General features: G+C 73.7%; 15 protein-coding genes. 4 read left to right on the top strand and 11 right to left on the bottom strand.

Translation table 11 applies throughout. The features are described from left to right. Window positions 1-151 precede the first annotated feature (151 nt). Window positions 152-1,510 carry a serine/threonine-protein kinase gene (locus tag CG747_RS15035; protein WP_100602235.1) on the top strand — a complete coding sequence of 453 codons (1,359 nt, stop codon included), beginning with the start codon at window positions 152-154 and terminating at the stop codon, window positions 1,508-1,510. 54 nt (window positions 1,511-1,564) lie between these two features. Here the strand turns inward: CG747_RS15035 and CG747_RS15030 are convergent, their stop codons facing one another. The 8 genes from CG747_RS15030 to CG747_RS14995 all read right to left on the bottom strand — a co-directional run bounded on the left by CG747_RS15030 (window position 1,565) and on the right by CG747_RS14995 (window position 13,399). Further along, window positions 1,565-2,386: an RNA methyltransferase gene (locus CG747_RS15030; RefSeq protein WP_100602234.1), complete on the bottom strand. Its 822-nt coding sequence runs from the start codon at window positions 2,384-2,386 to the stop codon at window positions 1,565-1,567. 53 nt (window positions 2,387-2,439) lie between these two features. Continuing rightward, a complete protein-coding gene (gene cobA / locus CG747_RS15025; protein WP_100602233.1) occupies window positions 2,440-3,678 on the bottom strand; it encodes a uroporphyrinogen-III C-methyltransferase in 1,239 nt (412 codons plus the stop codon). 164 nt (window positions 3,679-3,842) lie between these two features. After that, window positions 3,843-7,934 (bottom strand): nicotinate-nucleotide--dimethylbenzimidazole phosphoribosyltransferase, encoded by a 4,092-nt coding sequence (gene cobT, locus CG747_RS15020; protein WP_100602232.1) that lies wholly within the window; start codon window positions 7,932-7,934, stop codon window positions 3,843-3,845. Between the two features lie 235 nt (window positions 7,935-8,169). Further along, window positions 8,170-9,399, bottom strand: coding sequence for a precorrin-6y C5,15-methyltransferase (decarboxylating) subunit CbiE (gene cbiE, locus CG747_RS15015; protein WP_100602231.1), 1,230 nt, complete (start codon window positions 9,397-9,399; stop codon window positions 8,170-8,172). A 172-nt stretch (window positions 9,400-9,571) separates the two neighbouring features. Beyond that, window positions 9,572-10,207 (bottom strand): GNAT family N-acetyltransferase, encoded by a 636-nt coding sequence (locus CG747_RS15010; RefSeq protein WP_100602230.1) that lies wholly within the window; start codon window positions 10,205-10,207, stop codon window positions 9,572-9,574. A 445-nt stretch (window positions 10,208-10,652) separates the two neighbouring features. Beyond that, entirely contained in the window at window positions 10,653-11,510 is an 858-nt protein-coding gene (locus CG747_RS15005; RefSeq protein ID WP_100602416.1) for a MetQ/NlpA family ABC transporter substrate-binding protein, read from the bottom strand. 99 nt (window positions 11,511-11,609) lie between these two features. Further along, the gene (locus tag CG747_RS15000) at window positions 11,610-12,344 is read right to left on the bottom strand and encodes a methionine ABC transporter permease (RefSeq protein ID WP_100602229.1); all 735 of its coding nucleotides are present in this window, start codon (window positions 12,342-12,344) and stop codon (window positions 11,610-11,612) included. Then, window positions 12,341-13,399, bottom strand: a complete 1,059-nt coding sequence (locus CG747_RS14995) for a methionine ABC transporter ATP-binding protein (RefSeq protein WP_180985548.1) — start codon at window positions 13,397-13,399, stop codon at window positions 12,341-12,343. The genes CG747_RS15000 and CG747_RS14995 overlap by 4 nt, the downstream gene beginning before the upstream one ends. A gap of 666 nt (window positions 13,400-14,065) precedes the next feature. On the opposite strand from CG747_RS14995, the gene CG747_RS14990 reads away from it, so the two are divergent. Together CG747_RS14990 and CG747_RS14985 are read left to right on the top strand one after the other, a co-directional pair. Next, on the top strand, window positions 14,066-14,434 hold the full coding sequence (locus CG747_RS14990; protein WP_100602227.1) for a hypothetical protein: 369 nt from the start codon (window positions 14,066-14,068) through the stop codon (window positions 14,432-14,434). Next, on the top strand, window positions 14,427-14,888 hold the full coding sequence (locus CG747_RS14985) for a hypothetical protein (RefSeq protein ID WP_374701776.1): 462 nt from the start codon (window positions 14,427-14,429) through the stop codon (window positions 14,886-14,888). Before CG747_RS14990 ends, CG747_RS14985 begins: the two co-directional genes overlap by 8 nt. Before the next feature lie 46 nt (window positions 14,889-14,934). On the opposite strand, the gene CG747_RS14980 is transcribed toward CG747_RS14985, so the two are convergent. Beyond that, window positions 14,935-15,423 (bottom strand): GNAT family N-acetyltransferase, encoded by a 489-nt coding sequence (locus CG747_RS14980; protein WP_100602226.1) that lies wholly within the window; start codon window positions 15,421-15,423, stop codon window positions 14,935-14,937. Between the two features lie 201 nt (window positions 15,424-15,624). Then, the gene (locus CG747_RS14975; RefSeq protein WP_100602225.1) at window positions 15,625-16,806 is read right to left on the bottom strand and encodes a glycerophosphodiester phosphodiesterase; all 1,182 of its coding nucleotides are present in this window, start codon (window positions 16,804-16,806) and stop codon (window positions 15,625-15,627) included. Window positions 16,807-17,120: 314 nt separating this feature from the next. Here CG747_RS14975 and CG747_RS14970 point away from each other — a divergent pair, with 314 nt between their 5' ends. Next, on the top strand, window positions 17,121-17,789 hold the full coding sequence (locus CG747_RS14970; protein WP_100602414.1) for a 1-acyl-sn-glycerol-3-phosphate acyltransferase: 669 nt from the start codon (window positions 17,121-17,123) through the stop codon (window positions 17,787-17,789). A 104-nt stretch (window positions 17,790-17,893) separates the two neighbouring features. Here the strand turns inward: CG747_RS14970 and CG747_RS14965 are convergent, their stop codons facing one another. Beyond that, window positions 17,894-19,864, bottom strand: a complete 1,971-nt coding sequence (locus CG747_RS14965) for a bifunctional UDP-sugar hydrolase/5'-nucleotidase (RefSeq protein ID WP_100602224.1) — start codon at window positions 19,862-19,864, stop codon at window positions 17,894-17,896. Between the last annotated feature and the right edge of the window lie 232 nt (window positions 19,865-20,096).

Below are 20,096 nucleotides of genomic sequence, written 5' to 3'. Positions count from 1 at the left end.
CCTCCGTGCGCCGGGGATCGGAACGGCCACGGGTAATCCGGTCGCCGACGCATGCGCGGCCTCTCAGCACAGCGAGCCGGCAATCCGTAAGCTGTGCCACGTCAGACGGTTGAGCGGAGTGGGGCCTCCCCACCGCAGGCAGGGGACGGACATGGCGATGATGCGGCTCCGACGCGAGGACCCGCGTGTCGTCGGAACGTTCCGACTGCACCGCCGGCTCGGCGCGGGCGGGATGGGCGTGGTCTACCTCGGCTCGGACAAGCGCGGGCAGCGGGTCGCATTGAAGGTGATCCGGCCGGATCTGGCGGAGGATCAGGAGTTCCGGTCGCGGTTCGCCCGTGAGGTGTCGGCCGCCCGGCGGATCCGCGGCGGCTGCACGGCGCGGCTGGTCGCGGCCGATCTGGACGCCGACCGCCCGTGGTTCGCGACCCAGTACGTCCCCGGCCCCTCGCTGCACGACAAGGTGAACGAGGAGGGACCGCTCTCCCCCGCGCAGGTCGCGGCCGTCGGGGCGGCGCTGTCCGAGGGGCTGCTGGCCGTCCATGACGCGGGCGTGGTGCACCGGGACCTGAAGCCGTCCAACATCCTGCTGTCGCCCAAGGGCCCGCGGATCATCGACTTCGGGATCGCCTGGGCGACCGGCGCCAGCACCCTGACGCACGTCGGGACGGCCGTCGGCTCGCCCGGCTTCCTGGCGCCGGAGCAGGTGCGCGGCGCCGCGGTGACGCCGGCCACCGACATCTTCTCGCTGGGCGCCACCCTCGCGTACGCCTGCACCGCGGACTCGCCGTTCGGGCAGGGCAGTTCGGAGGTCATGCTCTACCGCGTGGTCCACGAGGAGGCGCAGCTGGCCGGAGTGCCGGACGCACTGGCGCCGCTGCTCGCGGCGTGCCTGGCCAAGGACCCCGCAGACCGGCCCAGCACCCTGTCGCTGTCGCTGCGGCTGAAGGAGATCGCGGCCCGGGAGGCGCACGGGCTGTCGGGCGGGGCGTGGGAGAACGGGTCCGGTGCCGCGGACGACTGGGAGCGCGCCGAGCGGCGGCCGTCGGACCGTCCGGTCGGGCAGCGGGCCGAGGAGTACGCGCGTCAGCGGACCGAGCGGCGTACGGGGGGCACACTCGCACCGCGGCCCCGGTCGGCCCGGCCGGGGGCGCCCCGGGATGCGGCGCCCCGCGACTCGGCGGCCCGGGCACAGGGCCCGGCGTCGGGGGCGGGTTCGCGGACCGGCGGGCGGAACACCGGACGGGGGCCGGCCTCCCGCCCCACGGGGCGAAACGGTTCGCGTACTCCGGTCCGCACCGGTTCGGGCGGCCGGCGACCCGGTCCCGACCGGCGGCTGCTGCGGCAGCGGGTGGTGGTGTTCGTCGTGGTGACGCTGCTGGTGGCGCTGGGGATCGCGGCGGCCCAGGGGTGCCAGGGCCCGGCCCGCGGGCTGGGCGCGGAACGGCCGATGAGCGTCACCTCGTACGAGGTGACGGACACGGTCGGTGGAGTGGCGCAGCAGCGCTGAGGCTTGCGGGGCGGCGCCGCGGCGCACTCCTGGGTAGGGCTTTGCTCCCCCGGCCTATTCCTGGGGCGGGCGGGAGGCGGAGACCGCGTAGAAGGCGACCGCGGCGGCGGCGCCGACGTTGAGGGAGTCCACGCCGTGGGCCATCGGGATGCGGACCCATTCGTCGGCGGCGCGGAGCGCGCCCGGTGTCAGGCCGCCGCCCTCGGCGCCGAGCATCAGGGCGACGCGTCCGAGGGTGGGCGGAAGGGCCTCGTCGAGGGCGACGGCCCCCTCGGCCGGGGTCAGCGCGAGCAGCTTGAAGCCCGCTTCCCGTACCACGGCCAGGTCGCGCGGCCAGCTCTCCAGGCGGGCGTACGGGACGGAGAACACCGCGCCCATGGAGACCTTCACCGAACGGCGGTAGAGGGGGTCGGCGCAGTCCGGGGAGAGCAGGACCGCGTCCATCCCCAGGGCCGCGGCGCTGCGGAAGATGGCGCCGATGTTGGTGTGGTCGTTGACCGCCTCCATGACCGCGATCCGGCGGGTGCCGGCGAGGAGTTCGGTGGCCGTGGGCAGCGGCTTGCGCTGCATGGAGGCGAGCGCGCCGCGGTGCACGTGATAGCCCGTCACCCGCTCGGCGAGGTCCGGGCTCACGGCGTAGACCGGGGCCGGGACCTCGTCGATGACGTCGCGCATGACGTCGACCCACTTGGCCGAGAGCAGCATCGAGCGCATCTCGTACCCGGCGTGCCGGGCGCGGCGGATGACCTTCTCGCCCTCGGCGATGAAGAGTCCTTCGGCTGGTTCGCGCCGACGCCGCAGCTCGACGTCGGTGAGGCCGGTGTAGTCGCGCAGCCGCGGGTCGTCCGGGTCATCGACGGTGATGATTTCTGCCACGGGGAGAGTGTGCCTTGTCGGTGTCGGGGAGTCGGTGCCGGGGAGCGGATCGGTTACCGGGAGGGGTCGGCGGGGGCCAGGGTGACCACGTCGCCGATGACGATGACGGCCGGCGGGCGGACGCCTTCGGCCCGTACGGTCGCGCCGAGGGTGGCGAGGGTGGCGTCCACGCGGCGCTGGGCGGCGGTGGTGCCCTCCTGGACGACGGCGGCCGGGGTGTCCGCGGGGCGGCCGCATTCTATGAGCTTGGCGGCGATGGCGCCGCTGTTCTCCACGCCCATCAGGACGACGAGGGTGCCACGCAGCTTGGCGAGCGCGGCCCAGTCCACCAGCGAACGCTCGTCCTCGGGGGCGACATGGCCGCTGACCACGGTGAACTCGTGGGCGACCCCGCGGTGGGTGACCGGGATGCCGGCGGCGCCGGGGACGGAGATGGTGCTGGAGATGCCGGGAACGACGGTGCAGGGAATGCCGGCTTCGGCGAGCGCCTGGGCCTCCTCCATGCCGCGGCCGAAGACGAACGGGTCGCCGCCCTTGAGGCGCACCACGGCCTTGCCGGCCTTGGCGTGCTCGATCAGGGCGTTGTTGATCGCCTCCTGCGCCATGAACCGCCCGTAGGGGATCTTGGCGGCGTCGATGACCTCGACGTGCGGCGGGAGTTCGGCGAGCAGGTCGCGCGGGCCGAGCCGGTCGGCGATGACCACGTCCGCCTCGGCCAGCAGCCGGCGGCCGCGGACGGTGATGAGGTCGGGGTCGCCGGGACCGCCGCCGACCAGCGCCACCGAGGGGGTGTGCGGGCGGCGGTGGTGCGGGGCGGCGATGCTGCCGTCGCGCAGGCCCTCGACGATGGCGTCGCGGACGGCGGCGGAGCGGCGCGGGTCGCGGCCGGTGAGGACCGCCACGGTGACGCCCTCGCTGCGGCCGGTGGCCGGGGTCCAGGCGGTGGCGGCCTCGGCGTCGTCGGCACGGACCGCCCAGACGCGGCGCTCCTCGGCCTCCTGGGAGGCGGCGGCGTTGGCCTCGGGGTCGTCGGTGGAGATCAGCGCGTACCAGGCGCCGTCGAGGTCGCCGGGCCGGTAGCGGCGGCGCTCCCAGCGCAGCTCGCCGGTGTCGGCCATCGCCTCGACGGAGGGGGTGGCCGACGGGGAGACCAGCAGGATGTCGGCGCCGGCGGCAAGGAGGGCGGGCAGGCGGCGCTGGGCGACCTGGCCGGCGCCCAGGACGACCACGCGGCGGCCGGACAACCGCAGTCCGACGGGGTAGGCGGCGTGTTCGGCGACGGGCTCGGCCATGGTGGTGTGGGCTCCTCGTGCGGTGGTGCGAGTTCGGCGACCGTTCAGCCGCTGCGGCGCCGGAGCGGCTGAGGGGTGGTGCGGCCTGGGGGACGTACGGCCCCGGCCCACAGCCTATGGGGCTGCGGGCCGGGGGTCATGCGGGGGCCGGGCGGCCCCCGGTGTCAGCCCTTCTCGGTGACTCCGGCGGAGTCGAAGGTGGCGACCTCGTGCATGGCGCGGGCGGCGCTCTGTACGACGGGCAGCGCCAGCAGGGCACCGGTGCCCTCGCCCAGGCGCAGGTCGAGGTCGACCAGCGGGCGCAGGCCCAGCTTGTTGAGGGCCGCTACGTGGCCCGGCTCGGCGCTGCGGTGGCCGGCGATGCAGGCGGCCAGCGCTTCGGGGGCGATGGCCCGGGCCACCAGGGCGGCGGCTCCGGCGCTGACGCCGTCCAGGATCACCGGCGTGCGCAGTGAGGCGCCGCCGAGGATCAGGCCGATCATGGCCGCGTGCTCCAGGCCGCCGAGGGCGGCGAGGACGGTGATCGGGTCGGCCGGGTCGGGCTGGTGGAATTCCAGGGCCCGGCGGACCACGTCGACCTTGCGGGCGTGCGTCTCGTCGTTGATGCCGGTGCCGCGGCCGGTGACCTCGACCGGGTCGACGCCGGTGTAGACGGCGATCAGGGCGGCCGAGGCGGTGGTGTTGGCGATGCCCATCTCGCCGGTGAGCAGCGCCTTGTTGCCGGCCGCGACGAGGTCGCGGGCGGTCTCGATGCCGACCTCGATGGCCTTGAGGGCCTCCTCGTGGGTCATCGCCGGGCCCTGGGTGAAGTCGGCGGTGCCGGGGCGGACCTTGCGGGGCAGCAGCCCGGGGGTGGCGGGGAGGTCGCCGGCCACGCCGACGTCGACCACGCAGACCTCGGCGCCGACCTGGTTGGCGAAGGCGTTGCAGACCGCGCCGCCGCCCAGGAAGTTGGCGACCATCTGGCCGGTGACCTCCTGGGGCCAGGGGGTCACGCCCTGGGCGTGCACGCCGTGGTCGCCGGCGAAGATGGCAACCGCGGCCGGCTCCGGGATGGGCGGCGGGCACTTGCGGGACAGGCCGCTGAGCTGGGCGGAGATGATCTCCAGCATGCCGAGCGCGCCGGCCGGCTTGGTCATCCGCTTCTGCCGTTCCCACGCCTCGCCGAGCGCCTTGGCGTCCAGCGGGCGGATGCCGGCGAGGGTCTCCTGGAGGAGGTCGTGCGGGTCCTCACCGGGCAGCGCGCGGCGGCCGTAGGTCTCCTCGTGGACGACCCAGGACAGCGGGCGGCGCTTGGACCAGCCGGCCTGGAGGAGTTCGGGCTCGTCCGGGAACTCGTCGACGTAGCCGACGCAGAGGTAGGCGACGACTTCGAGGTGTTCGGGCAGGCCCAGTTCGCGGACCATCTCCCGCTCGTCGAAGAAGCTGACCCAGCCGACGCCCAGGCCCTCGGCGCGGGCGGCGAGCCAGAGGTTCTCGACGGCGAGCGCGGAGGAGTACGGCGCCATCTGCGGCTGGGTGTGCCGGCCGAGGGTGTGCCGGCCGCCGCGGGTGGGGTCGGCGGTGACGACGATGTTCACCGGCGTTTCGAGGATGGCCTCGATCTTCAGCTCGCGGAACTGCTTGGCGCGAGCCTTGGGCAGCGACTTGGCGTAGGCGTCGCGCTGCCGCATGGCGAGCTCGTGCATCTTGGCGCGGGTGTCGTCGGACCGGATGACGACGAAGTCCCAGGGCTGGGAGTGGCCGACGCTGGGCGCGGTGTGGGCCGCTTCCAGGACGCGCAGCAGGACCTCGTTGGGGATCGGGTCGGAGCGGAAGCCGTTGCGGATGTCGCGGCGCTCGCGGATGACGCGGTGGACGGCGGCGCGCTCGGAGTCGTCGTAGGCGGGCGCGGGGGGCGTCGCGGGCGCCGGCTCGGCGGCGGGGGCCTCGGCCGGGTGCGCGTCGTCGCCCTCGTCGTGTTCGACGAACTGGGCGTCGTCCTGCTCGTGCGGGCGGGCTTCGGCTACGGGGGCGTCGTCGGCCGGTACGGGCTCGGCCGGAACGGCGTCGGAGGCGGCCGCGGGGGCCTGCGGTGCCTGGTCGACGGCGGGCTCCTGCGGTGCGTCGGCGGTGGCCGGCTCGGCGGTCGCCTGGGCCGGGATCTGCGGGGCGGCGGGCTGCGGCCCGGCGGCCTCGGCGGGCTGGGGTGCCGGCCCGGCGGGCTGCTGGGCGGGGGCCTCGGCCTGGTCCGCGGCGGGTTCCTGAGGGGCGTCGGCCGGCACGGGCTGCTCACCCTCGGGGGCGGGCTGCGCTACGACCGCCACCACGGCGGGCTGCGGGCCCTCGGCGTCCTCGGGAGCGGCGGGCTGCGGCTGTCCGGGGTCCTGCGACTGCGTCCCGGTCGCCTCTATGACGGGCTGCTGGGCGGCCTCCTCCGGGGCCGGGGCGGCGTCGGGGGCCTGGGCGGCGCTCGCGGCCTCCTCGGGGGCCGACCGGCCTTCGGCGGCGGAACCGTCCTCGGTGGGCTGCGGCTCGGCGGGCTGCGGCTCGGCTGCCTGGTCCGCGGGCTGGTCCGCGGCGGGCTCCGGGGCCTCGGCGGCGGGCTGCTCGGGCTGCTCCGCGGGGGCCTCGGGTGCGGGCTGCGGCTGGTCCGCCGCCACGGCCTGCTCCGGGGCGCCGGAAGGCTGCTCTGCGAGCTGCTCGGTGGGCTCCTGCCCGGCCGGCTGGGCTGCGTCCTGCGGGGCCGGGGCCGCCTCGGCGGGGGCCTGGGCAGGCTCGGCGGCCTCGGGCTGCGCCGCCGCGTCGGGGGTCGCCGCCTGCTCCGGCACGGCCTGCTGAGGCGCGGTCTCGGGGGCGTCCTGGGGCGCGGCGGTGGCGTCGGCGGGCGGCTGCTGGACCGGGGCGTCCGGAGCCACGGCGTCCGGAGCCGCGGCCTGCTCGGGCGCGGCCTGCTGGGTGGCGTCCGCGGCGGTGGCCGCCTCGGCCGGTGCGTCCGCGGTCGGTGCGTCCGCGGTCGGCGACTGCCCGGCAACGGGCTCCGCCGCCTCTTCCGGGGCCTCCGCCGGAGCGCCCGGCGCGGCTTCGGGCGTCTCCGCGACGACCGGGGCGGTGGCGGCACCCTCAACGGCCGCCGCGCCCTCGGCGGGCACCGGCACCGGCTGTTCCTGCGCCGGCTCGACCGGCACCGGCGCGGCCTGCGCCTGCGCCTGTTCCACCGGTACCTGTTCGACGGGCAGTTGCTCTGTGGGCAGCTGCTCGGCGGGCAACGCGCCGTCCTGGACGGGCGGCTGGGCCACGGGCGCGGGCGTCTCCGCACCGGCCTGGTCGGCGGGGGCGGCCGCCGGCTCCGCGACGGGCATCGCCACGGCCTGGGCGGACGCCTCTCCCCACGGCTGCACCTGGGCAGGCGCGTGGGTCGGGATCTCGCCCAGCTGCGGTCCCGGCAACGGGCCGTGGCCGGCGGCCCCGTAGGACTGCTCGGCGTACAACTGGCCTTCGTAGGGCTGCTGGCCGTACGTCGGGAGGGCCGCGGCCTGCTGCTCCTGAGGGGCGGCGTCCGCGGGCGCGGCCTGCTCCGGGAACGGCGGGGCGGGCACCGCCTGGGCCTGCGCGGCCGCCGACCCGTCGTCAACCGGCTGTACGGCGGCGGGCTGCGCGGCGGCGGGCTGCTCCGCCACGGGCAGCGGCCCGGCCTGGGGCGCCTCGGCCGGAGCGTCGAGGTATTCGGGGTCGGCGGTCGGGCCGGCAGTCTGCCGGGGGGCCGGCTGGGGCGCCCCGGCGGGTCCCCGGTCGGCCAGCGAACGGACCACGCCGCCGGTCGCGTCCGGGACCGGCGGGCCCATGTGGAGCGGGCGGCGGGGCGCGGCGGCAGGGTGGGCGTGGGCCTGCTGCTGGGGGGCGGCGGGCTGCGGGACGCGGACCGCACCGAGGTCGACGGAACCGGAGTCCCGGCCGCCGCTCTCGTGGTCGCCGATCGCGGCGGCCACCGGCTGCTGACCGGCGGCGGGCTGCGGCGGCACCGCCTGCGGCTGCGGGAGCGGTTGGGCGGGCTGCGGCATCTGCTGGACGCCCTGCTCACTCCAGGCGCCCTGGGCGCCCGGCATCAGCAGGTCGTCGTCCTCGACGGCGCCGTCGGCCGGGCCGACGTAGGGATAGTCGCCCGCGTGCTGGGTGGGTCCGGGGTCGGCAGGGGTGGGAACGGCCTGCGGCTGCCCGCGGTGTCCGCCTGCGTTCTCCGGCTGTCCCTGGCCCGGGACCTGGCCGGTGTCGGTCATGCGTACCCCTCGCCCACTGCTAGTGCTCCTTCCAACCGCTCGTGCGACGCACCGACCGGTGCGCACCGACGCCCCGATAGCGAGAACGAGCGAGCGCGCCTCCCGGCACGTCCGCCCTCAAGTGCTTCATTTTCGTCCAAAACCACGGCAATTTCCGGATATTGGCGTACGAAGCCGAACGCGGAACGGCGGCGCAACGATCCGCCAGCCTACCCCGCGCGGGTGCCCTTCCTGGTCACGGGTGAGGAACGCGATAGCCGCTCAGCAAAAACACCACAGAGCGTTCACGTTCGACCCAAACGGAAGTATCCAGTTCCACGGACTGGAGAAGAGCGCATTCGACTTCGTAGCCGCCGTCGGCGAGCGCCCGGCCGAGCGCCTCGGCCTGGTCGCGGGTCGCGGCGTGGGTGACGATGCGTTCGGGGCGGCGGGCCGCGCAGGCGGTGACCACGGCCGCTCCCCCGGCGCCGATGCGCACCACGTCGGGCTCAGGGAGCTCCTCCAGGATCTGCGGTGCGCGGCCGTGCACGGCCTGGAGTTGGACGCCGTACCGGCGGGCGAGGGCGGCGGCGCGGGCGCAGGCGTCCGGGTCGGCGTCGACCGCGATGACCGCGGCGCCGAACCGCGCGGCCTCGACCGCGGCCGCCCCGCCGCCGGATCCGATGTCCCAGACCAGGTCGCCCACCCGCGGCCCGAGGCGGGCGAGTTGGGCGGTGCGCAGCTGGACGGACTCGCCCTCGCCCAGCGCCCCGCCGTAGGCGCGGTCCGGAAGTCCCCAGCCGCGCGGGCCGGTCGGGTGGCCCGCTTCGCCGCCGGGGGTGCCGGCGAGCCAGCCGGTGCCCTGGGCGGCGGCGCCGGACGGCGAACCGCCCACGACGATGACGACGTTGGGGTCGCGCCAGACGTGGTCGGCGACCTTGTCGGATGTGAGGACCGTCACCCGTTCCCGTGCGGTGCCCAGGTCCTCGCAGATGACGAAGGTGCGGTGCACGCCGTCCAGGAGGAGGGCGAGTTCGGCGGGGCCGGCGCCGGGTGAGGTGAGCACCGCGACCTTGGGGTGGGCGCGGCAGACGTTGACCGCGCGGCGCAGGTCGCGGCTGTGGGCGACGACGATCTGGGCGTCGTCCCAGGGCATGCCGGCCCGGGCGAAGGCGGCGGCTACGGAGGAGACGGCCGGTACCACCTCGACCTCCAGCCCGTATTCGGGGGCGCGCAGGGTGCGGACCACGCCGAAGAAGCCGGGGTCGCCGTCGGCGAGGACGACGGCGGTGCCGCGGTGCTGGGCGATGCGGCGGGCGGCGAGGGTGACGCTGCCGAGCCGGATCCGTTCGGCGGCCGGCGGGACCTCGGGCAGTGCGAGGTGGTGGGCGGCGCCGGCGACCAGGGTCGCGGCGGCGAGGGCGGAGCGGGCGGCGGCGGTCGGCGGAGAGCCGTCCCATCCGATCACCGTGACCCGGTCGGCCATGCTCGTCAGTCTCCTGGGGGATGGTTGAGGGTTCCCGGGTGGGCGGCGGGGGTGGTGGCCGCGTCCGGGGAGGGTGCTGCGGGATGCCGGTCCGCGCTGGTCGGTGCGGGCCCGGCCGCCGTCCGGCAGGCCGAGGGTACCCCGGCGGCCGCGGGCTGGCGGTGGTGCGGGGTCAGTTCCACTCGGGGTAGGCGAAACCGTTGGCGTCGACCATCCGGCCGGGGAGCCCGTCGAGGTCCTCGGGGAGCAGGCTCCAGACGATCTGGTCCGTGCGGAGGTCGGTCCAGGTGCCGTCGTCCGCGCGGGTGCGGGCTATGCAGGCGTTGCGCAGCACGCCCTCGCTGATGCAGCCGATCTTCTGGGCGACCTGCTGGGAGGCGGTGTTGCCGGCGGCGGTGCGCAGCTCCAGGCGCTCGAACTTCTGGTCCTGGAAGAGCCAGCGGGCGGTGGCCAGGGCCGCCTCGGACGCGTAGCCCTCGCCGCGGGCCCAGGAGGCGACGATGTACGAGATCTCGGTGGAGCGCACCCGCCAGTTGGTGTTGCCGAGTTGGACGATGCCGACCAGGCGCTGGGTGAGGAACTCGGTGACCGCGAGGTCGAGGCCGCGTCCCGCGATGCGTTCGGTGGGCGCGTACGCGGTGACCCAGGTGCGGGCGGCGTCCTGGGTGTAGGGCTGGGGCACCGCGGTCCAGGAGGCGACCAGCTCGTCGTTCATCATCTCGGCCAGGGCGGGGATGTCGTCCTCGTCGAGCGCGCGCAGCACCAACCGGTCCGTGCTGAGGGAGATGTCCGGAAAGGTGGATGTCATGCCGATGCTCCAACGCCGTTGACTGAGGTGCTCCGGATGTCACGGGCCGTGTGCGCCGTGCGACCGGAGCGGTCCTGACCGTCTTGAATGCACCAGCATGCAGCATCGGCCCGCGGGCGTGCCACGCGCCCGGGCCCCGGCGGCGCGGGGTGGCGCGAACGGGGCCCGTGACCACACCCGCCCACCCCCCGAAGGGGGGTGGGCGGCGGGGAAAAAACAAGAGGCACGGGTGGGCGGCGGGCTATAGAGGAGCGCACCCGCCGCCCCCGTAGGCGCCGACGCGCACGCTCCTCTTCCTCAATGGCGAGGACCGCTCCCGTGAAAGGCCGAACCCTGCAATACGGGCGAGCGCCGCTCCTTTGGCAGGGCGAGCGCAACCGTGGGGAAGGGCGAGCGGAATCGCTCCCCTAAAGAAGGGGAATGGCTTCCCTACGGGAACGCGGCGTCAGCTCTTTACCGGACCGAAGGCCGGGATGACCGAGCCGTCCTTGTACTTTTCCTCGATGAACTTCTTGACCTCGTCGGAGTTGAGGAGCTTGGCGAGCTTCTTGACCCGCGGGTCGTTCTCGTTGCCCTTCTTGACGGCGAGGAAGTTGGCGTAGGGGTTGCCCTTCGCCTTCTCCAGGGCCAGCGCGTCGGTGGAGGGCTTGAGCTTGGCGCCGACGGCGAAGTTGCCGTTGATGACGGCGGCGTCGACGTCCGCGAGGCGCGGCGCGGTCTGGGCCGCCTCCAGCTCGGTGATCTTGATGCCCTTGTTGTCCTTGACATCGGTCAGCGTGGCGTCGGAGCCGACACCGGGCTTGAGGGTGATCACACCGTTGTCGGCGAGCAGCTTGAGCGCGCGGCCCTCGTTGGACGGGTCGTTGGGGACCGAGACGGTGGAGCCGGCCTTGAGGTCGGAGAGCTTGTGGATCTTCTTGGAGTAGACGCCCAACGGCTCGATCTCGACGTTGACGACCGGGACGATCTGGGTGCCGTTCTCCTTGTTGTAGGTGTCCAGGAACGGCTTGTGCTGGAAGAAGTTGGCGTCCACCTGGCCGTCGTCGGTGACCTTGTTGGGCAGCTTGTAGTCGTCGAAGGTCTTGACGACCAGCTTGAGGCCCACCTGGGGCGCCAGCTTGTCCTTGACGTAGTCGAGGATCGTCGCGTGCGGGGTGGGGCTGGCGGCGATGACCAGCGGGGCGTTCTTGTCGCCCTTGTCGGCGCTGGCCGTGACGTCGGAGGGGGCGCTGCAGGCGCTGGCGCCGAGGGCGACGGCGGAGGCGGCGGCCACCGCCACGGTGATCTTGATGGTGTTACGCACGAAGAGTGCCTCTTTCTTGTACACACGGGGTCCGTGTGAGCTACGCCCGGCAAAGGGTCCGGGCTTGCGGGATGCGGGTGAAGCGGGTGGTTCGTGGGGTCAGGCGGCCTCGGTGACCGGGGCCGGCTCCTCGGTGCGGACCCGGCGCAGGCCGACCTTCAGGGAGGCGGGGCGGGTGCCGCGGCCGGCGAGCCGTCGGACGATCAGGTCGCCCAGCAGCTGGGCGACGGTGACGATGGCGACCAGCTCGACGACGGTGATGACCATGAGCCCGGTGTCGTACCGCAGGTAGCCGTAGGTGTAGGCGAGGTTGCCCAGGCCGCCGCCGCCGACCGCGCCGGCGATCGCCGAGTAGCCGATCAGCGTGATGACGGTGGTGGTGACGGCGGCGATCAGGGCCGGCAGTGCCTGCGGGAGCAGCACCTTGAAGATGACCGTCCAGGTGCCGCCGCCCATCGCCTGCGCCGCCTCCACCAGGCCGTGGTCGACCTCGCGCAGCGCGGCCTCCACGAGACGGGCGAAGAACGGGATGGCGGCGATGGCGAGCGGGACCACCGCGCCGGTCGGGCCGATCGAGACACCGACCAGGAGGCGGGTGAAGGGCATCAGCACCACGATCAGGATCAGGAACGGGAAGGACCGCCCGATGTTCGCGATCGCGCCGAGGACCTTGTTCACCACGACGTTCTGGAGCATGGCCCCGCGGTCGGTCAGGTGCAGCAGCACGCCGACGGGGATGCCGATGAGGACCGCGTAGAACGTGGACCACCACACCATGAAGAGGGTGTCGAGGGTGGCGGCGGACAGCAGCGGCTGCATGTCGTTCCAGCTCACTGGGCATCTTCCTTCTGGAGCGGGGTGGTCGTCGGGGCGTCGTCGGCAGCGGCGCCGTCGACGACGTCCACCTGCAGACCCTGCTCTCGCAGGAAGCCGATGGGGACGACGTTGTCGTCGAAGCGGCCGGGCAGTTCGATGCGCATCCGGCCGACCTGCTTGCCGCCGAGGGTGTCCATGGCGGCGCCGAGGATCGAGACGTCGACGTTGTAGGTGCGGGCCAGCTCGGAGATCACCGGGCGGGTGGCGGCCGCGCCGTGGAAGGTGACGTCGACGACGGTGCGGCCCTCGGCGGAGGACTCGCCGCCGACCGGGAAGAGCTCCCGGGCCAGCTCGGAGCCGGGGGTGGCGAGGAGTTCGGTGACGGTGCCGTGCTCGACGACCCGGCCGCCCTTCATCAGCGCGGCGGAGTCGCAGATGGTCTTGACGACGTCCATCTCGTGCGTGATGAGGACGACGGTCAGGCCCAGCTGCTGGTTGAGGTCGCGCAGCAGCGTCAGGATGGAGCGGGTGGTCTCCGGGTCCAGGGCGCTGGTGGCCTCGTCGGAGAGGAGCACCTTGGGGTCGCCGGCCAGGGCGCGGGCGATGCCGACGCGCTGTTTCTGGCCGCCGGAGAGCTGGGCGGGGTACGCCTTGGCCTTGTCGGCGAGGCCGACCAGGTCGAGGAGTTCCAGCGCCTTGCGGGCGCGGTCGCGGCGCCCGACCTTGAGGATCTCCAGCGGGAGCTCGACGTTGTCCTGGACGGTGCGCGAGGACAGCAGGTTGAAGTGCTGGAAGACCATGCCGATGTGGCTGCGGGCGGCGCGCAGCGCGGCGTTGGCGCGCTGGCCGCGTCCGCCGAGGGCGGTGAGGTCCTGGCCGGCCACGGTGACCGTGCCGGAGGTGGGGCGCTCAAGGAGGTTGAGGCAGCGGATGAGGGTGGACTTGCCGGCGCCGCTCTGGCCGATGACGCCGTACACCTCGCCCTCTCGGACGTGCAGGTCGACGCCGTCCAGGGCGGTGACCTCACGGCCTCCCGATCGGTAGACCTTGGTCAGGCCCGTTGTGGTGATCACAGGGAATTCCGTCACTGTCGAGTGCTCGGCGGCTGGCCGGGCACGGGGCATGCTGTGCGAGTGCGGCAGGGGGAAACGGGGAGCGGCGGTGGGCGCGGGGCCCGGCTCCGGGTTCCGGTGACGCGGGGCGGCCGATGGCGCGGGGGTCTCGGCGTGCGGCTCATGGTGGGGTCCCCTGCTCCTTCGGAGCGCGGGGGCAGGTCTCGCTTCGGGGCGCGAGGCTCAGACGGGGGCCCTCAGCGGTCACACATTCGACACATGCAACGAGCACCGGGCGTGGGGTACGCCTCGGTCGCGGGGGTGCGGCGGCTCGTCGTGGTCATGGCGGTCAGTAAACCAGACAGCGGTATGGCCCGATCAACCCTGTCCGCATAGCGGACAGTGGCGCCCGACCCGTGGACGGCGCCCCGCCCGGCCTCGACGATCTTGCCGGTCCGCCCGTGGCCTGCGCGGATGCCGCGGGCGGCGCGGGGGCGCGGTGGGCGGCCGCCCGGCCGGTGCGGGACAGGCTGTGGCCAACGCCACGACCGCCGGGCAGCCCCCCTCCCCGGCACCGGTCCGGCGGGCCACGGCGGGGCCGGACGCGGTGCTCCGCCCGGCGCCGATTAGCATCGGGCCCATGCTCCACAACCCCACGGCGCGCGGCCGCCTCGCCCGGAGGCCGCGGTGATCGACGCGCTGACGATCGCGGTCGGTGTGGCCGCTCTCGCGCTGGCCGCCTGGTGCGGCTTCGCCGCGTACCGCAACGAACCCACCAAGGACTGGCACTTCATCGGCATGGCCGTCGTGTCACTGCTGTGCGTCGTCCAACTGGTCGTCTCCATAGTGCAGTTGGCGCGCGGACAGTCCCCCGACAAGGGCACCGCGCTCTTCCTCGCGTATCTGATCGGGGCGGCCGCGTGCGTCCCGGCGACCGGGTTCATGTCGCTCTCCGAGCGGACCCGATGGGGTTCGGCCACCGTCGCCGCGGGATCCGTGGTGCTGGCCGTTCTGGAAGTACGGCTCTTCGACATCTGGGGAGGCGGCAGTGCCTGAGACTGCCCCGAAGGCCGCGGCGACCGATGCCGCGGAGGAGACCACGGTCCGGGATCCGGCCACGAGGCTGGGCGCGGGCCCGGGGCGGCTGCTGGTCACCCTCTACGGCGTCTTCACCGTGGCCGCCGCGTCCCGCTCGCTGTTCCAGCTGATCGCCCAGTTCGACCGGGCCCCGCTGGCGTACCTGCTGTCGGCGGTCTCCGCGCTGGTCTACGGCTTCATCACCTTCTCGCTGGTGCGCGGTGGCGAGGGGGCCCGCCGGGCGGCGGTCGTCTGCTGTGCGCTGGAACTGCTCGGGGTGGTCGGCATCGGCACCTGGACGCTGGTGGACCCGGCGGCGTTCGCGGACTCCACGGTCTGGTCGTACTTCGGCATGGACTACCTCTTCATCCCGGTCGCCCTGCCGGTCACCGGCCTGATGTGGCTGCGCCGGGCCCGTACGGCGACGGCGTAGCGCACGGTGGTGCGTCCGGGCCCGCCACCGCGGGCCCGGTCCGGCGTCACGGCGCCGCGGTGGGCTCCTTCTCCAGCGTGACCAGGCTCAGCCGGTGGGTCAGCTGCTCGGTGCCGACCGGGGCGTAGCCGTGGCTGCGGTAGAGCCGGAGGTTGCCCTCGCTGCGGTGGCCGGCGAAGAGGCGGTAGCGCTTGGCGGAGCGCTCGGCGGCCAGCCGCTGCTCGACGGCGGCCAGCAGCCGGCCGCCGAGCCCGTGCCGCTGGAGCCGGGGGTGCACGATCAGCTTGGCGATCTTCGCCGTGCCGTCCGCGTCGACCGTGCCGCGCACCGAGCCGACGACCTCCTCGCCGAGTCTGGCCACCACGACGCAGCCGGAGGCCAGTTCCGCGCGCAGGGAGTCCAACGTCTGGGTCAGCGGCTCGATTCCGTAGTCGTCGTAGAGCTCGGCCTCGGGCTGGTAACAGAGGTACTGGAGTTTGAGGATCTGCTCGGCGTCGCCGTCGGTCGCCGTCGAGATGATCACGCTCGTGCCCATGCGCGTCTGCCTCCCCTTTTCGGTTCGCTGTCCGCTTCCGGACTCCCCGGCATTCGGCGGCGGCAATCTCCGCCGGAGGCATTCTGTGCGGGCATACGGGACAAGCGGAACGGACCGGCGCCAAGCTCCCCTGTGACATTGCCAACTCAGATGAGTGGGCGGACGGGTGGAGCGGGGCGCCGGTCCGGGGCGCGGCGCGGGTCAGTGCCGGCGGAACTCCTCGGCGGCGACCAGTGCGGTGTCCGGGTTGTCCGAGAACAGGCCGTCGATACCGGTGGCGAAGAGCGCCTTGAAGTACGCGAGCGAGTTGCCGTAGTCGCCCGGGTTCTTGCCGACCTGGAAGTCCAGCGGCAGGAAGCTGTTCTCGTTCCGCACGGTGTACGGGTGGACGACCAGCCCCGCGGCGTGCGCGTCGCGGACCAGGGTGGTGGGCTTGCCGAGCCTGCCCTTGTCGTCCTGCGCGATGATCTGCGGCAGCCAGGGGCCGATGCCCTGGGCGAAGCCGGCGATCCACTTGAGCCCCTCGGGCTTGAGCAGGTCGGCGGTGGTGCGCGGGTCACCGGACTCGACGAAGTCCCAGGGCCTGACGGACGGCTCGTCGAGCAGGACGACCTTCGGGCACTTCACGCCGAGCTCGCCGAGCCGGCGCAGGCTGCTGGGCTCGAAGGACTGCAGGAAGTTCGGGGCGTGTGCGGTGTGCCGGCCGTAGCGGCGCAGCAGGTGGGCGAGCCGCTCCTCCAGGCCCAGGCCCAGCTTGCGGAAGTAGGTGGGGTGCTTGGTCTCGATGTGCAGCCAGACCGGACGGCCGCGCTCGCGCTCCTGCTTCTCGGCCCACTGCAGGGCCTCCTCGAAGGTGAGGATCGGCCAGACGCCGTTGTAGAGGGTGTTGTGCTGGCGGACGTCCGGTATGCGCTCCTTGGCGCGCAGGGTCTTGATCTCGGCGAGCGTGAAGTCCTCGGTGAACCAGCCGGTGATCTTCTTGCCGTCGATGGTCTTGGTCGTCCTGCGGCCGGCGAACTCCGGGTGCTGCGCGACGTCGGACGTGGCGCTGATGTCGGGCTCGTGGCGCAGGATCAGGTGCCCGTCCTTGGTGGGGACGAGGTCGCCGGCCTCGATGACGTCCGCCCCCATGTCGAGGGCGAGTTGGTAGGAGCCCAGGGTGTGCTCGGGGCGGTAGCCGCTGGCGCCCCGGTGGCCGACGACCAGCGGGACCGGCAGCTTGCCGGGCCGCCCGGCGGGGGTCGCCCGGTCGGCCGGGGCGGCGGCGTTCCGCGCCGGGCCGGCGGCCTGCGCCTGTCCCGCGCCGGCCAGTACCGCCGCTCCCGCACCCAGGGCCGCGGCGCCCAGTACCGTCCGTCGTCCCGGCTCGTGCCGCTTCTCCATGCCCGCGCTCCTCGTTCTGCGTCGTGTCCCGGTCCGACCCGGTGGCATTCCGGACGTTCCGGGGTATTCCGGTATATCCAGGGGCCCGGAAGGCGTCTGTGGGCTCCTTCCGGAAGCCCCATGATCGTAAGCACGGACGGGTGATGCCGGGGAGACGTCCGGAAGGACTGCGGGGAACATGGACGTAACACACGTCAACTCTGCGTATCGGCCCCGTGAACCCGATGTGCGCGCGGGAGTGACCCGCGAGTATGGTCCTGGGCTGCAGAGCGGTGCGCCCGCTTGCCACTGACCACCACGACCCGGAGGGCCCGTTGTCCCGCATTGTGCTGAAGGCGATCCTCGGACTGATGATGCGTGTCCTGTTCCGCCCGAAGGTCGAGGGCATGGAGCGGATTCCGGAGACCGGCCCGGTGATCATGGCCGGCAACCACGTCACGTTCATCGACTCGCTGTTCCTGAGCCTGGTGGTCAAGCGCCCGGTGTTCTTCATCGGCAAGGACGAGTACGTCACCGGCAAGGGGATCAAGGGCCGGCTGATGGCCTGGTTCTTCACCACCGCCGGGATGATCCCCGTGGACCGCGACGGCGGGCACGGCGGGGTCGCGGCGCTGATGACCGGCCGCCGGATCCTGGAGGAGGGCCACGCCTTCGGCATCTACCCGGAGGGCACCCGCTCCCCCGACGGCCGCCTGTACCGCGGCCGCACCGGCGTCGCGCGGCTCGCGCTGATGACCGGCGCCCCGGTCGTCCCGTTCGCCATGGTCGGCACGGACAAGGTGCAGCCCGGCGGCACCGGCCGTCCGCACCTCGCCCCGGTGACCGTGCGCTTCGGTGAGCCGCTGGACTTCTCCCGGTACGAGGGCATGGACCGGGACCGCTACGTCCTGCGGGCGGTCACCGACGAGGTGATGAGCGACGTCATGGAGCTGTCCGGCCAGGAGTACGTCGACGTGTACGCCACCAAGGCCCGCGCCGCCTGATCCCGCTCCCCCACGCCACGAAGGGCCCTGTCCTCGGACGGGGCCCTCGGCGTGTGCGGCCGCTCAGGTGCGGTGGTCCCGGCCGGACCGCGGCCGGCGGGCGCTCAGCAGGGGACCTGGAAGCCGCCGGGTGCCCGCTGGCCCTCGGCGTCGCCGGCGAGCGCCTTGCGCAGCGCCTCCTCGGGGCGCGGGATGCGGCTGCCGTCGGCCTGGAGGAGCTGCTGGTGCACGGCGACGGAGCCGATCCGGGCGCCGGGGAGGTGGGCGTTCTTGGCCGTGATGCGGTTCAGTTCGGCCGGGGACAGCCGGCGCCGGGCGCGGACGTAGGCGATGAAGCTCTCGAAGTCCCGGGTGTGCCGGACGGGTTCGGTGAACCCGGTGAAGGCGCTGAAGCCGTCCTGGTTGATGAGGGTGTACGAGGGTGCGGCGAGGCGGTAGCGGCGGGCCGGGTCGAGCGGCTCGCCGTCGATGAGGACCTCGGCGGGGTCGATGCGGTGTCCGGCGCGGCCGGTGGCGTCGAAGGTGTAGCGGACGTTGCCGGAGACGGCCAGCGGGGCGAAGGACAGACCGCCGCCGGCGGCGGACGCCCACTGCTGCTCCAGGGCGTCGTGGATCTGCCGGCCGGTGACGGTGACGGTCATGATCGGGTCGCCGAAGCCGACCGCCTTCCACGCCTGCCCGTAGGTCACCACGCCGTCCGACGCCTCGTCACGCACCAGGTCGGCGGCGATGATCGCGGCACCGACCCGCGGGGCCACCGCGATGACGGCGAGGTCGGCGGGGACGTTGCGGTGGCCGCCGGTGTCGTCCATCGGGCCGTGCGGCTGGCTGCCCGCCCAGCGTGCCCAGTCGGCGACGAGGTTGCCCATGGTGGACTCCCCCACCGCGTTGCGCCGGCGGGTGAAGGAGGCGGTCTGGATGCCGATCCGGGTGCGGGCGCGGCGGGCGCCGTAGCCCGCCCAGTAGTCGGCGATCGACTTGAGCTCCGGATCCGGCGCCACGTCCCGGGTGTTGGGGTGGTTGACGGAGGTGGTCAGCGCCCGGACCACCTTCCCGGTCGCCGGGTCGAGCCGCAGGTTGATCTCGTTGATGATCTGGCCGTAGCAGCCGGCCTCGACGAACGGGCGGGGCACGCCCTTGGGGTCGGGCAGCATCATGGTGAACGCGCAGTGCCAGTGGCCGGTGACGATGGCGTCGATGTCCGGCGAGACCCGCAGCGCCAGTTCGTAGGCCGGGCCGGAGGGGTTGCTGCCGCTCTGGAAGTCGCTGCCGGCGACCGCGCCGTCGTGCATGCTGAGGACGATCGCGTTGACGCCCCGGCTCTTCAGGGCCGCCGCGCAGCGGTTGGCGGTCTCCAGTTCGTCCAGGGTCCGCAGTCCCGGCTGGTAGGAGCCGGGGAAGGACTCGGTGCCGATGGCGGTCAGATGGATGAAGCCGATCGGCAGGCGGCGGCCGCGGCCGGCGTCCACGTGCACGATGTTGTACGGCGGCAGTACCCGCCGGCCGGTGTCGTGCCACACCATGTTGGCGCTGTAGTAGGGGAAGTTCGCGCCGCGGAAGCGGTGGCCGGTGGAGTCGGTGAAGGAGACGTCGCGGCCGACGATCGGGAACGGGCGGCCGCGTTCCATGTGTTCCCGGAGGAAGACCGTCGACTTGTCGAACTCGTGGTTGCCGGCCGAGGCGAAGTCCATCCGCAGGGCGTTGAGGGCTTCGATGGTGGGTTCGTCGGCGAAGGAGGCGGCGTCGAACTCCCAGCCGGAGAAGAGGTCACCGGGGGCGAAGAAGAGGGAGTTGCGCCGTCCGGCGCGCAGCCGCTCCAGGTGGGCGGCCATGTAGGCGACGCCGCCGACGGTGTAGCGCTTGCCGCCGGCGCCGGTGATGACGGAGTTGGCGCCCGGGGCGCCCTGCAGATAGCCGTGCAGATCGGTGATGTTGAGCAGCTGGACGTCGACGTACTCGTCGGCCGTGGCGGCGTCGCGGGCGTGGCCGGTGGCGTAGGCGTTGCTGCCGATCGCGCTGGCGGTGGCCATCGCCCCCGCGGCGGTTACGAAGGACCGTCGTCCGATGTCGCGCACTGCGTCACTCTCCTGAGCGGGTCCGACCGTTGGGGGGACGACGGGAGAGTCAAACGAGCCGCGCGGGACAACCGGTCACCAGGACGCGTACCGGGCGTGAACGGCAGGGGACAGTCGCCCCCAGGGGCGTGTCCTGTGGATCATGGCCGGTGCGCGCGGTCACGTTCCACGGGACACGCCTGGGTGGGGGCAGGGGGCGAGGCGCTGTCCCTCGTTCGCCCGCCGGGTGGGC

The organism is Streptomyces sp. CB02959 (assembly GCF_002803155.1).
Taxonomy (GTDB): Bacteria; Actinomycetota; Actinomycetes; order Streptomycetales; family Streptomycetaceae; genus Streptomyces.
The sequence above is the reverse complement of the archived record's forward strand: the minus strand, read 5'-3'. Positions and strand labels throughout refer to the sequence as shown.